This window comes from Citrobacter sp. Cf132 (assembly GCF_030333885.1).
Taxonomy (GTDB): domain Bacteria; phylum Pseudomonadota; class Gammaproteobacteria; order Enterobacterales; family Enterobacteriaceae; genus Citrobacter; species Citrobacter freundii.
Map to the genome: position 1 here is coordinate 1 of NZ_JAOWFA010000052.1, position 12,547 is coordinate 12,547.

The window sequence follows — 12,547 nt, forward strand, 5'->3', positions numbered from 1 at the left end:
GTAAATGTTCGTCTCATTCAAAAAACCTCCGCAACCCCATGTTTTCACATAACTGTTGCGTTGACCAATTGAATCTACAATCCCTTTCTTTAGCAAATTCCTGGCTAAAACCTGGATATGGGTAGGTGGCTTGCTGGTCGCCACGTTCGGCGGCGTCTTGATGTGGCTGGCGGCGGACAACATACCTTTCCTCATCGCGGCCTGGGTGCTCGGCAATATCGGTAGCGGAATCGCCTGCTCAATGCCGTTTGCCATGTTGGGCTTTGCCGTCGACTTCGGTGCCTGGAAAACGGGCATTAAGGCCACGGGCATTCTTATCGCCTTCGGCAGTACTTTCTGCATCAAGATGGGCAGTGGTCTGGGTACCGCTTTCGCCGCCTGGATCATGAACAGTTTTGGCTATGTCCCGAACCATGCCCAAAGCGCTGCGGGCCTGGAAGGCATTACCTGGGCTTTTATCTGGGCGCCCGCCCTACTCTTCGCACTCGCGGCGATCCCGCTACTTTTCTTCCGTAAGTACGAAGCAATGGAAGAGACGATTCGCCACGATCTGGAAACCATCACCCAATAACTTTCTTAATCTTTACCCTCAAAATATGGGAGGCACCACCATGCCATTTGTGCAACATGACCCGCGTCGTCTGGTCTGGCAGCAAAACGATCGCTATTTGTGGATTGAACCCTGGGGCGAGAACAGCCTGCGCGTACGCAGTGGTCGTCATCTGCCGGTAATGAGAAATGAAGACTGGGCATTGACTGAGCCAGTCGCAGAAAGCCACTGCCACATCGATTATGAGCACCACCAGGCGACACTGACCAACGGCAAAATTATCGCTATCGTCAATCAAAAAGGACAAGTTACCTTTTACCGTCATCCACACAAACCCCTGTTGCAGGAGTTCTGGCGCCTGCGGGGCGAAATTGGCGAGGATGAATCTTCTCACGGCCAGTACGTCAGCGCACTCAACCTTGAGGGACGCGAATTCCGCCCTATTCAGGGTGGGAAATATTCACTTAAAGCCCGCTTCGAAGCCACCGAAGGGGAAAAAATTTACGGCATGGGCCAATATCAGCAGGCCAATCTGGATCTCAAAGGATGCGTGCTCGAACTAGCCCAGCGCAACTCTCAGGCCTCGGTGCCCTTTATGCTCTCAAGCCTGGGCTACGGATTTTTATGGAATAACCCTGCGGTCGGCCGCGTGACGTTCGCCCACAACGTGACCGAGTGGGAAGCTCAAATCAGCGAGCAGCTGGACTACTGGATCACCGCTGGCGATACCCCGGCAGAAATTAGCCGGGCGTATGCGCTCGCCACGGGCACGCCACCAATGATGCCGGATTACGCCATGGGCTTCTGGCAGTGCAAGTTACGTTATCGCACTCAGGAGGAGTTGCTCGCCGTCGCCCGCGAGTACAAACGGCGCAACCTCCCCATCTCGGTCATCGTGATCGATTTCTTCCACTGGCCAAATCAGGGGGACTGGATGTTCGACTCGCGGGACTGGCCCGATCCCGATGCCATGATCGCCGAGCTAAAATCGCTAGGTATTGAGCTAATGGTCTCCGTGTGGCCAACCGTGGATAGCCGAACCGAAAGCTATCGGGAGATGCGTGAAAACGGCTGGCTGGTGCAAACGGAACGCGGATTGCCGATTAATATGGATTTCCTCGGCAATACCACTTTCTTTGATGCCACCCATCCCGGCGCTCGCGACTACGTCTGGGGTAAAGCAAAACGCAACTATTACGATAAAGGCGTGAAGCTCTTCTGGCTAGACGAAGCCGAGCCGGAATTCAGCGTTTACGACTACGATAATTATCGCTACCACGCCGGACCGGTGCTGGAAGTGGGCAATATCTACCCGCGAATGTATGCCAAAACCTTTTTTGACGGCATGAAAGCCGATGGCGAAGACCAGGTGATCAACCTGCTGCGCTGCGCCTGGGCCGGAAGTCAGAAATACGGCGCGCTGGTCTGGTCAGGTGATATCCACTCATCGTTTCGTTCTCTGCGCAATCAGTTTGCCGCCGGGATGAATATGGGGATTGCAGGTATCCCGTGGTGGACAACAGATATTGGCGGCTTTCATGGCGGCAATATTCACGACCCACACTTTCATGAGTTGCTGATTCGCTGGTTCCAGTGGGGCGTGTTTAGCCCAGTGATGCGCCTGCACGGCAACCGCGATCCGCAAATTTTACCAGAACATCCTTACCGTGATGGTATTGCCCAGTGTCCGACCGGTGCGGCAAACGAAGTGTGGAGCTATGGTGAAGAGGTGTGCGAAGTGTTGACCGGCTGTCTGACGTTGCGAGAAAAGTTAAAGCCGTACATCAAAGCGGTGATGGCGGAAACACACGAACGCAATGCCCCGGTTATGCGCACCCTGTTTTTTGAATTTCCTGAGCAGACAAAAAGCTGGGAGATCGCCGATCAGTACTGTTTTGGTCCCGATCTGCTGATTGCTCCGGTGATGCATGAAGGCATGCGCGAGCGTGACGTTTGGCTACCGGAAGGGGAAACATGGACGGATCTTGCAACCGGCGAGAGCTATCAGGGAGGACAAACGCTGTGCTATGACGCTCCCCTGAACAGAATTCCGGTATTTATCCGCGAAGGCGGGCAGTATCGTAATATGTTGAAACTGTAGTCAAAGTCCGGCTGCGGTTAGTACACCGCAGCCGGCAACATGAAGGCGTTTAGACCTGTGGCGACTTGAACAGTGCTGAGTAGTCCGCATTGCAAATACGCTGCACCGCCGGATGCTGGATCATCCTTTCCGCAAATATGGCGTGATACTCCTCCATCACATTCTCTACGCGTCCAATTTCAACAATAGAATCATCGGCATAGAAATTGTGTGAATACAGCGTAGGCGCAACGAAAATGGCATTATGCGTTGCGCCAAACGCTTTCATCAGCGCAGCATCATCAAACTCGCCGAGGATTTCGACATTCAATCCTTGTGAGTTGATCCAATTCAGCAGCTTACGACCGAGCATTGAACGACGTCCAGGAATCAGTAATCGACGCTCCTCAAGGCAGGCCGGGAAGGGTTTTTCAGGCAGCGGCTTGGTGCACCAAAAACTCACGCTGCATTCGCCTATCCGCACCGAGAACAGCCCTTCCTGCTGTGTAGAATCGATCGGACAATCGGAGATAATCATATCCAGCTTATGCTGGCTGAGTTGATCCAACAGCATCTCGTGTGTTGACTCAAAACAACGCAGATGGATTTGTTCATCTTCAACCACAGCGGCATCCAGCACGCTACTGACCAGCTGCTTCGATAGCGCATCCGCCACGCCGACATCAAACAGTAAATTAGACTCTTTGCGGTAGTTCACGATATCCAGCATTTCCTGGCTTAAGGTGAACATCTTATCCGCATAACGAAAAACCAATTCGCCTAACTCACTGGGCTCCAGCCCACGCCCCTTGCGCTTGAACAGCTTTCCCTGCAAGCGTTCCTCAAGCGCTTTAATCTGCCCGGTAATGGTCTGCGGTGTCAGATAAAGCGCTTCTGCAGCGCCAACCACCGAACCTTCTTTATAGACATGCCAAAAGTAGTACAGGTGGTTGTAGTTTATATGAGACATACTCTCTCCCTGAAAATTGTCACGAAAGGGCTATCCCGTCAGGCTGACGCGTTCAACCGGGTGCGTAACCAGCAGTAACCAATTACCGCCGACAGTAAGGAGCCAATCAGGATCCCCAGTTTCGCCCAGTTAATCAGCTCAGGATCGACGTTCCCAAACGCCAGGCTGGCGATAAAAATCGACATCGTAAAGCCAATGCCGCACAGAATGCCGACCGCCATAATCTGCTGGAAATTCGTTCCCTCTGGCAATTGCGCCACCTTGAGGCGTAACGCCAGCCAGCAAAACAGACTGATACCCAACGGTTTACCGATCAACAAACCAGCAATGATCCCCAGCGGTAATACCGAGGTCAGTCCATCAATAGTGACGCCCTGCAGTGAAACGCCCGCGTTGGCGAAGGCAAACAGTGGCAGGATCAGGTATGCCACCCATGGATGCAGAACATGCTCCAGTCGCTTCGCCGGCGAACGCCCGTGTTTTTCCTTCAACGGAATAAAGAAGCCCACGATCACACCCGCCAAAGTTGCATGCACGCCCGACTTCAGTACGGCAGTCCACAGCACCACGCCAACCAGAATATAAATCCCGGTACGTCTCACTCCGCACAGATTCAATGCCGCCAGAACGAGGATCGCGCACGCGGCAACCCCCAGCGACAACAGCGAGAGATCGCTGGTATAGAACAGCGCGATAATTACGATAGCACCGAGGTCATCGATAATCGCCAGCGCCATCAGGAATATTTTCAACGCCAGCGGTACACGGCTGCCCAACAGCGCCAGCACGCCTAATGCAAAAGCGATATCCGTTGCCGCCGGGATCGCCCACCCTTCACGGGTGATGGGATCGGCATAGTTGAATGCCAGGTACAGCAGCGCCGGGACAATCATGCCCCCGATAGCGGCAATGATCGGAAACGCTGCCTGACGCAGGCTAGCCAGCGAGCCTTGCATCAACTCACGCTTCACCTCCAGACCAATCAACAGGAAGAACACCGCCATCAATGCGTCGTTGATCCACAGCAGCATATTTTTGTTGATCTCAAGCGCGCCAACCCGCAGTTGAACGGGCGTTTCCAAAAAGGCGTGGTACCATCCACTGGTTACCCCGATGTTTGCCATCAGCATAGCGACCACGGCAGCGATGATCAGAATGATGCCCCCCGAGGCGTCACTACTAAAAAAACGATGCAGATGTTTCACTTTTATTCTCTCTATTGGGTGAATACTTCGTAAATACTATCTTACACCCTCAAAAAGCTCGTTAAAATTAGATTATTTGTGATTGATAGATCGGTTTTTACGACCTATTCAGATAAAGTCGATAAAGATTTTCCGAGCGGAAAACAGAAATAAAAAAGCCTGAGGCTTTTCAGTCCCAGGCTTTTTATTCAAGATAAAACGGCGAATTAGCGAGTCAGATCGTCAAAGAACTTCTTCACACCGTCGAAGAAGCTTTTGGAACGCGGGCTGTTGTTTTCGCCGGTAGGACCGCCGAAGCTTTCCTGCAGATCTTTCAGCAACTGCTTCTGCTTGTCGTTCAAACCAACCGGGGTTTCAACAACTACACGGCACAGCAGATCGCCCTGAGCGCCACCGCGTACAGACTTGACGCCCTTTCCACGCATGCGGAAAAGTTTGCCAGTTTGCGTTTCGCCCGGAATTTTTAGCTTCACGCGACCATCCAGCGTCGGGACTTCAATCTCGCCGCCCAGAGCAGCCATCGCAAAGTTAATCGGCACTTCGCAGTAGAGGTTATTGCCTTCACGTTCGAAAATTGGGTGTTGTTTTACCTGCACCTGAACGTACAAATCACCTGCTGGCGCGCCATGCTCACCGGCTTCGCCTTCACCAGACAAACGGATACGGTCGCCGGTATCAACCCCTGCCGGGATTTTAACAGACAGCGTTTTGCTCTTCTCAACGCGACCATGCCCGTGGCATTTGTTGCACGGATCTTTGATCAGTGTACCGCGGCCCTGACAGTGTGGACAGGTCTGCTGTACGGCAAAAAAGCCCTGACGCATCTGTACCTGACCAGAACCGTGACAGGTTGGACAGGTCTGCGGCTGAGTGCCCGCCTTCGCGCCGCTACCGTGGCAGACGTCACACTCTTCCAGAGTCGGAATACGGATCTCTTTGGTGACGCCACGCACGGCTTCTTCCAGAGTGAGATCCATGTTGTAACGTAAATCAGCACCACGTGAGGCGCGCTGACGACCACGACCGCCGCCAAAGATATCGCCAAACACGTCACCAAAGATATCGCTGAAGTCAGCCCCGCCGCCAAAACCGCCGCCGCCGCCCATGCCGCCTTGCTCAAACGCAGCATGACCGTACTGATCGTAGGCCGCACGTTTTTGCGCATCGGTCAGGATCTCGTACGCTTCTTTGATCTCTTTAAACTTGGCTTCGGCCTCTTTATCACCCTGGTTGCGGTCCGGGTGATATTTCATGGCCAGGCGCTTGTAGGCCTTTTTGATTTCACGCTCTTCCGCTGATTTGGAAACGCCTAAAATCTCGTAATAGTCTTGCTTAGCCATCTCTTTTTATCTGCCCCTAACATGCGTGCACGGGCGGAGAGGAAACCTCTTCGCCCGTGCCAGTAATTACCCGTTCAAAGGGCGATTATTTTTTGTCTTTCACTTCTTCAAACTCGGCGTCGACAACGTCGTCATCTTTCGCGTTATTTGCAGAAGCATCAGCGCCTGCTGCACCAGCCTGTTGCTGTGCGTGCTGCTGCTGAGCGATTTCCATCAGTTTCTGGGAAACCTGTGCCAGCGCCTGCATTTTCGCTTCGATATCCGCTTTATCTTCACCTTTCAGAGAAGTTTCCAGCGCGGTCAGTGCAGACTCGATGGCAGTTTTGTCGTCAGCCGGCAGTTTGTCGCCTGCTTCTTCAACCTGCTTGCGAGTGCTGTGCAGCAGATGGTCACCCTGGTTACGGGTCTGAACCAGCTCTTCAAACTTACGGTCAGATTCTGCGTTCGCTTCTGCTTCGCGAACCATTTTCTGAATTTCTTCTTCGTTCAGACCAGAAGAAGCCTTGATGGTGATCTTCTGCTCTTTACCGCTGTTTTTGTCTTTCGCGGAAACGTGCAGGATACCGTCGGCATCGATGTCAAAAGTAACTTCGATCTGCGGCATACCGCGCGGAGCCGGGCTGATACCATCCAGGTTAAACTGACCCAGATCTTTGTTATCAGCAGCACGTTTACGTTCACCCTGCAGCACATGGATGGTTACCGCAGACTGGTTGTCTTCAGCGGTAGAGAACACCTGGCTGTGCTTGGTCGGGATAGTGGTGTTTTTCGCGATCAGCGGAGTCATTACGCCACCCATGGTTTCGATACCCAGAGACAGCGGGGTAACGTCCAGCAGCAGCACGTCTTTAACATCACCGGTCAATACACCACCCTGAACAGCAGCACCGATTGCTACGGCTTCGTCCGGGTTAACGTCTTTACGCGGTTCTTTACCGAAGAACTCAGCGACTTTCTTCTGCACCATCGGCATACGCGTCTGACCACCAACGAGGATAACGTCGTTGATATCAGATACGGACAGGCCAGCATCCTGCAGAGCAACTTTCAGCGGCTCGATAGAACGGTTAACCAGGTCTTCAACCAGGCTTTCCAGTTTCGCACGGGTCACTTTGATGTTCATGTGTTTCGGACCGGTCGCGTCTGCAGTGATGTACGGCAGGTTCACGTCGGTCTGCTGAGCGGAAGACAGCTCGATCTTCGCTTTCTCAGCGGCTTCTTTCAGACGCTGCATCGCCAGCGGGTCATTACGCAGGTCGATACCCTGATCTTTCTTAAACTCGTCAACCAGGTAGTTGATCATACGGCTGTCGAAGTCTTCACCACCCAGGTGGGTATCACCGTTGGTTGCCAGAACTTCGAAGGTTTTTTCGCCGTCAACTTCGTCGATTTCGATAATAGAGATATCGAAAGTACCACCACCGAGGTCATATACCGCGATAGTACGGTTGCCGACTTCTTTATCCAGACCGTAAGCCAGCGCAGCTGCGGTTGGTTCGTTGATGATACGTTTTACTTCCAGACCTGCGATACGACCGGCGTCTTTAGTTGCCTGACGCTGAGCATCGTTAAAGTATGCAGGTACTGTGATAACTGCTTCAGTTACCGGCTCACCCAGGTAATCTTCAGCCGTTTTCTTCATTTTTTTCAGCACTTCAGCAGAAATCTGCGGCGGTGCCAGTTTCTGACCTTTTACGTCAATCCATGCATCACCGTTGTCAGCACCGATGATTTTGTACGGCATGATGGCTTCATCACGCTGTACTTCTTCGTCCTGGAAGCGGCGGCCAATCAGGCGTTTAATCGCAAACAGGGTGTTTTGCGGGTTTGTCACTGCCTGACGTTTAGCCGGCTGACCAACCAGAGTTTCACCATCCTGGGTATAAGCAATGATAGAAGGCGTGGTGCGATCGCCCTCGGCGTTCTCCAGCACACGTGCAGTAGTGCCATCCATAATCGCTACACAAGAGTTGGTAGTACCCAGGTCGATACCAATAATTTTACCCATCTAAACGTCTCCACTAAAAATTCGGTCATCATGTGGTTGTGAATCTGTAATAAGGGCGAAACGTGCGGTTTCAACTACCCTGAATCGTTTTTTTTCAGACTCACCACTGCGGTTGCTTACAAGATGGGGTCGTAACCCACGTCATCAAGGGGGGCATGAAAATTTTTTTTAGCCTTGTGGCAATAAAATCGCAGAAAAAAGGCTAAAAGATTAAAAAATGAATAGTCTCAAATCAAAATTAATTCATAAAACAGATAGATTCAGCACAGCCATTCACATAAAAATTGTAATAAAAAGAAAAGATTACAAGCATGAATCATGATTCTGACAGCGGTAAGATGGTCTGAAACGACACACTTTTACAGCCGTCAAAGAGAAATTCCATGAAATCCGTATTAACCCTTTCCGCCAGCCTGCTTATGGGCCTGCTGCTGAGCAGCGCCGCACACGCTAACGATCATAAAGTCCTCGGCGTGATCGCCATGCCCCGTAATGAAACCAACGATCTGACGCTGAAACTTCCCGTTTGCCGCGTGGTGAAACGCATTCAACTTACGGCCGATCATGGTGATTTACAGCTCAGTGGTGCATCGGTTTATTTCAAAGCTGCCCGCATGTCCAGCCAGAGTCTGAACGTGCCTTCCTCCATCAAAGAAGGGCAAACGACCAATTGGATCAACATCAATAGCGACAACGACAATAAGCGCTGTGTGAAAAAAATCACCTTCTCCGGCCATACGGTGAACTCTTCTGATATGGCGACGCTGAAAATCATCGGCGACGACTAACTCCCCATACTTTTATTCAAAAGCCATAGAAACATGAATGTCACCTATTTGAATGACGACGATCTCGATTTTCTTCAGCATTGCAGCGAGGAGCAGCTCGCCAATATTACCCGCCTGCTTACACATAATGAAAAGGGGAAAGCCCGTCTGTCGAGCGTTCTCAACCACAACGATTTATTTAAATCGATGGAAGGACATCCGGAACAGCACCGTCGCAACTGGCAACTGATTGCTGGCGAACTGCAGCATTATGGGGGCGACAGCATTGCCAATAAACTCCGTGGACATGGAAAACTGTATCGGGCGATTTTGCTGGACGTTTCGAAGCGTCTGAAGATTAAAGCTGATAAAGAGATGTCCACGTTCGAAATTGAACAGTCTCTGCTGGAGCACTTTTTACGCAACGCCTGGCAAAAAATGGATGCCGGACAAAAGCAGGAATTTCTGCAGGCTGTCGATGCAAAAGTTTCTGAACTGGAAGAACTGCTACCGTTATTATTGAAGGATCGTCATCTGGCAAAAGGCGTCTCTCACCTGCTCTCCGGCCAGTTAACCAAAATTCTGCGAACCCACGCCGCCGTCAGCGTAATAGGGCACGGATTACTGCGCGGAGCCGGACTTGGCGGCCCGGTAGGTGCGGCTTTAAACGGGGTTAAAGCGGTGAGCGGCAGCGCTTATCGGGTGACGATCCCGGCTGTACTCCACATTGCCTGCCTGCGCAGAATGCTCAACCACACACAAGCGTGATGCCCATCACAGGGAAAATAATTCGTTTTCCCTTCGTTAGATCATAGACAGTGCCCTCTCCCCTGATTATTATGCCGCGCCCCGAAGACAGCGATCGTTATTCGGGGAAACTATTTCACCATTCAATCAATGATGATTTTGAGGAATTATGGGCAACACTAAGTTGGCTAATCCGGCACCGCTGGGCCTGATGGGCTTTGGCATGACCACCATTCTGCTTAACCTGCATAACGCGGGTTTCTTCGCTTTAGACGTTATTATTCTGGCGATGGGCATTTTCTACGGCGGTATCGCGCAAATTTTTGCCGGTCTTCTGGAATATAAAAAAGGCAACACCTTCGGTTTAACCGCCTTTACCTCCTACGGTTCGTTCTGGCTGACGCTGGTTGCGATTCTGCTGATGCCGAAAATGGGCCTCGCGGATGCAACCAATGGTAAGTTCCTGGGCGCTTACCTGGGTCTGTGGGGCGTGTTCACTCTGTTCATGTTGTTCGGTACGCTGAAAGCCGCGCGCATGCTGCAGTTCGTGTTCCTGAGCCTGACAGTGCTGTTCGCCCTGCTGGCCGTTGGCAACATTGCAGGTAACGAAGCAATCATTCACGTTGCGGGTTGGGTTGGCTTAGTGTGTGGTGCAAGCGCCATTTACCTGGCGATGGGTGAAGTGCTGAACGAACAGTTTGGCCGTACCATCCTGCCGATTGGTGAAGCGCACTAATCTGACAATATCCCCCCTGAAGGGGGGATATTCCTTACAAACGCTGTAACTCTCCCTGTACGCTCGTATCGCGATGATAAATATCCTGTCGCAGCCAAATCCCCAGACCTAACCCCACCAGCGATAACGCCAGCACATACCAGGCCGGAGCCATTGGCGACACGCCCATTAACATCGTCACGGCGATTGGCGTCAGACCACCAAAAATGGCATATGAGACGTTATAGGAAAAGGAAATACCGGTAAAACGGACTTCCGCCGGAAACGCCCGCACCATGACATAAGGCACTGCGCCGACCACGCCAACGCATAATCCCACCAGCCCGTATAACAGGAACAAGTGCTGAGGATGGCTGCCGGTCAGGTGATAGAAAAACCAGCTCGAACAGGCCAGCAGCAGGCTGCCGACAATAAAGGTTTTGCTGGCGCCGACCCGGTCGACAATAAATCCGGCCAGCAGACAGCCGACGCACAGCATAATGGTAGCGACACTGTTGGCCTGTAGCGTTAGCGCGGGTGCAAAGCCATACTGCTTCTGCAACCAGACTGGTGACATCAGGATCACCACCACAATCCCGGCCGATAACAACCAGGTCAGCAGCATTGAAATAGCCACCGCTTTTTTATGCTTACTCACCACCGACTTCACCGGTAGCTCTTGCGCAAGTGCTTTACGCTGCTGCATTTCGAGGAAGATGGGCGTTTCCTGCAACCAGCGACGCAGGTACATCGCCACCAGCCCAAAAACGCCCCCCAACAGGAACGGGATACGCCAGCCGTAGTCATGCACCGCCTGTTGCGTCAGGTTGGTATTCACCAGCGTCGCAACCACCGATCCCAACAGAATCCCCACCGTCAGCCCGGCGGTCAGCGTGCCACAGGCAATGCCGATGCGGCGCTCCGGTACATGCTCCGCCACGAACACCCACGCGCCCGGCACTTCTCCGCCGATGGCAGCGCCTTGCAAAATGCGCATCAGCAGTAACAGCAGCGGTGCGAGGATCCCCATTGAGGCGTAGGTAGGCAAAAGACCAATCGCCAGCGTCGGTATCGCCATCAGCAAAATGCTCAGGGTGAACATTTTCTTACGCCCGACCAGATCGCCAAAGTGCGCCATGATGATGCCACCCAGCGGACGCGCCAGATATCCGGCGGCAAAAATGCCGAAGGTTTGCACCTGACGTAGCCACTCAGGAATGTCTGCCGGAAAGAAGAGTTCACCAACAACAGCGGCAAAGAAGACGAAGATAATGAAATCATAAAACTCAAGCGCACCGCCGAGGGCAGCAAGCGTAAGAGTTTTATAATCCTGGCGATTCAGCGGTCGAGTGTGTTGTGACATAGCAAACCATCAGTCAGTGGAGTTATTGAATCTGTCTGTCGATATATGTAAAGCAAAAATTACTATATCGTAAACAATTCAATACTCCACTGTGATTGGCACTTATGTCACGATCGGGCTACTTTCAGGCGTTTGTATCGCGAATTGCGCTTTTAGGACGAAAAGATGCTACAACAGCCGGTGCGGTTTCCACATACGGCCCATCCAGCAACTGTATACAATACGGTACACTTGCAAAAATACCCGGTACGATAACCTTACCGTCGGCATCTTTCACGCCTTCCAGCGTTTCTTTGATCGATTTCGGCTGCCCAGGCAGATTCAGGATCAACGCCTGTTTGCGAATCACACCGACCTGGCGGGAGAGAATAGCCGTTGGCACAAAGTGCAGACTTATCTGGCGCATCTGTTCGCCAAAGCCTGGCATCTGGCGGTCAGCGACGGCAAGCGTAGCATCGGGGGTCACGTCGCGACGTGCCGGACCCGTTCCGCCGGTAGTCAGCACCAGATGACAGCTCATTTCATCCACCAGCTCGCATAAGGTCTGTTCGATGATCGCCTGTTCATCCGGGATCAGTCGCGTTTGCAGCTCAAAAGGGGTGGTAAGGGCAGATGCCAGCCACTCTTCAAGGGCCGGGATACCTTTATCCTGGTAAACGCCGCTGGAAGCACGGTCAGAAATGGAAACCAGGCCAATGCGTAAAGTATTCATGATTATTCCGTTTAAACAGTCTCGTTAAACAGAATGATACACTGCGAAAGGAAGGACAGACAGGTTTCAGAAGAGGTAGCGTGACCCATA

The 12,547-nt window shown here is 52.2% G+C and carries 10 protein-coding genes and 1 pseudogene; 5 read left to right on the forward strand and 6 right to left on the reverse strand.

Going from position 1 to position 12,547, the window contains the following annotated elements:
* Window positions 1–79: 79 nt before the first annotated feature.
* Window positions 80–571: pseudogene (locus OGV85_RS10100) on the forward strand (MFS transporter); the annotation flags it as partial.
* A 40-nt stretch (window positions 572–611) separates the two neighbouring features.
* A complete protein-coding gene (locus OGV85_RS10105; RefSeq protein ID WP_003018947.1) occupies window positions 612–2,651 on the forward strand; it encodes a glycoside hydrolase family 31 protein in 2,040 nt (679 codons plus the stop codon).
* Between the two features lie 49 nt (window positions 2,652–2,700).
* On the opposite strand, the gene nhaR is transcribed toward OGV85_RS10105, so the two are convergent.
* From nhaR to dnaK, 4 genes are all read right to left on the reverse strand, one after another.
* The gene (gene nhaR / locus OGV85_RS10110; protein ID WP_003018949.1) at window positions 2,701–3,600 is read right to left on the reverse strand and encodes a transcriptional activator NhaR; all 900 of its coding nucleotides are present in this window, start codon (window positions 3,598–3,600) and stop codon (window positions 2,701–2,703) included.
* Window positions 3,601–3,638: 38 nt separating this feature from the next.
* The gene (nhaA, locus tag OGV85_RS10115; RefSeq protein WP_003018952.1) at window positions 3,639–4,805 is read right to left on the reverse strand and encodes a Na+/H+ antiporter NhaA; all 1,167 of its coding nucleotides are present in this window, start codon (window positions 4,803–4,805) and stop codon (window positions 3,639–3,641) included.
* A gap of 206 nt (window positions 4,806–5,011) precedes the next feature.
* On the reverse strand, window positions 5,012–6,145 hold the full coding sequence (gene dnaJ / locus OGV85_RS10120) for a molecular chaperone DnaJ (protein ID WP_003018956.1): 1,134 nt from the start codon (window positions 6,143–6,145) through the stop codon (window positions 5,012–5,014).
* An 85-nt stretch (window positions 6,146–6,230) separates the two neighbouring features.
* Window positions 6,231–8,153 (reverse strand): molecular chaperone DnaK, encoded by a 1,923-nt coding sequence (gene dnaK, locus OGV85_RS10125; protein ID WP_003018959.1) that lies wholly within the window; start codon window positions 8,151–8,153, stop codon window positions 6,231–6,233.
* Between the two features lie 383 nt (window positions 8,154–8,536).
* Here dnaK and OGV85_RS10130 point away from each other — a divergent pair, with 383 nt between their 5' ends.
* The 3 genes from OGV85_RS10130 to satP all read left to right on the forward strand — a co-directional run bounded on the left by OGV85_RS10130 (window position 8,537) and on the right by satP (window position 10,403).
* A complete protein-coding gene (locus OGV85_RS10130) occupies window positions 8,537–8,941 on the forward strand; it encodes a DUF2541 family protein (protein WP_003018965.1) in 405 nt (134 codons plus the stop codon).
* A 33-nt stretch (window positions 8,942–8,974) separates the two neighbouring features.
* A complete protein-coding gene (gene msyB / locus OGV85_RS10135; protein ID WP_003845650.1) occupies window positions 8,975–9,688 on the forward strand; it encodes an acidic protein MsyB in 714 nt (237 codons plus the stop codon).
* A 148-nt stretch (window positions 9,689–9,836) separates the two neighbouring features.
* On the forward strand, window positions 9,837–10,403 hold the full coding sequence (satP, locus tag OGV85_RS10140) for an acetate uptake transporter (RefSeq protein WP_061548372.1): 567 nt from the start codon (window positions 9,837–9,839) through the stop codon (window positions 10,401–10,403).
* A 34-nt stretch (window positions 10,404–10,437) separates the two neighbouring features.
* Here the strand turns inward: satP and OGV85_RS10145 are convergent, their stop codons facing one another.
* Both OGV85_RS10145 and mog read right to left on the reverse strand, forming a co-directional pair.
* Window positions 10,438–11,745 carry an MFS transporter gene (locus OGV85_RS10145; RefSeq protein ID WP_061548373.1) on the reverse strand — a complete coding sequence of 436 codons (1,308 nt, stop codon included), beginning with the start codon at window positions 11,743–11,745 and terminating at the stop codon, window positions 10,438–10,440.
* Window positions 11,746–11,869: 124 nt separating this feature from the next.
* Window positions 11,870–12,457, reverse strand: a complete 588-nt coding sequence (gene mog, locus OGV85_RS10150) for a molybdopterin adenylyltransferase (protein WP_003018973.1) — start codon at window positions 12,455–12,457, stop codon at window positions 11,870–11,872.
* Between the last annotated feature and the right edge of the window lie 90 nt (window positions 12,458–12,547).

Excerpts from the sequence above, each read along its gene's own strand:
- OGV85_RS10105 (WP_003018947.1), top strand. The coding sequence starts at position 612 with ATGCCATTTGTGCAACATGACCCGCGTCGTCTGGTCTGGCAGCAAAAC.
- nhaR (WP_003018949.1), bottom strand. The coding sequence starts at position 3,600 with ATGTCTCATATAAACTACAACCACCTGTACTACTTTTGGCATGTCTAT.
- dnaJ (WP_003018956.1), bottom strand. The coding sequence starts at position 6,145 with ATGGCTAAGCAAGACTATTACGAGATTTTAGGCGTTTCCAAATCAGCG.
- dnaK (WP_003018959.1), bottom strand. The coding sequence starts at position 8,153 with ATGGGTAAAATTATTGGTATCGACCTGGGTACTACCAACTCTTGTGTA.
- OGV85_RS10130 (WP_003018965.1), top strand. The coding sequence starts at position 8,537 with ATGAAATCCGTATTAACCCTTTCCGCCAGCCTGCTTATGGGCCTGCTG.
- msyB (WP_003845650.1), top strand. The coding sequence starts at position 8,975 with ATGAATGTCACCTATTTGAATGACGACGATCTCGATTTTCTTCAGCAT.
- satP (WP_061548372.1), top strand. The coding sequence starts at position 9,837 with ATGGGCAACACTAAGTTGGCTAATCCGGCACCGCTGGGCCTGATGGGC.
- OGV85_RS10145 (WP_061548373.1), bottom strand. The coding sequence starts at position 11,745 with ATGTCACAACACACTCGACCGCTGAATCGCCAGGATTATAAAACTCTT.
- mog (WP_003018973.1), bottom strand. The coding sequence starts at position 12,457 with ATGAATACTTTACGCATTGGCCTGGTTTCCATTTCTGACCGTGCTTCC.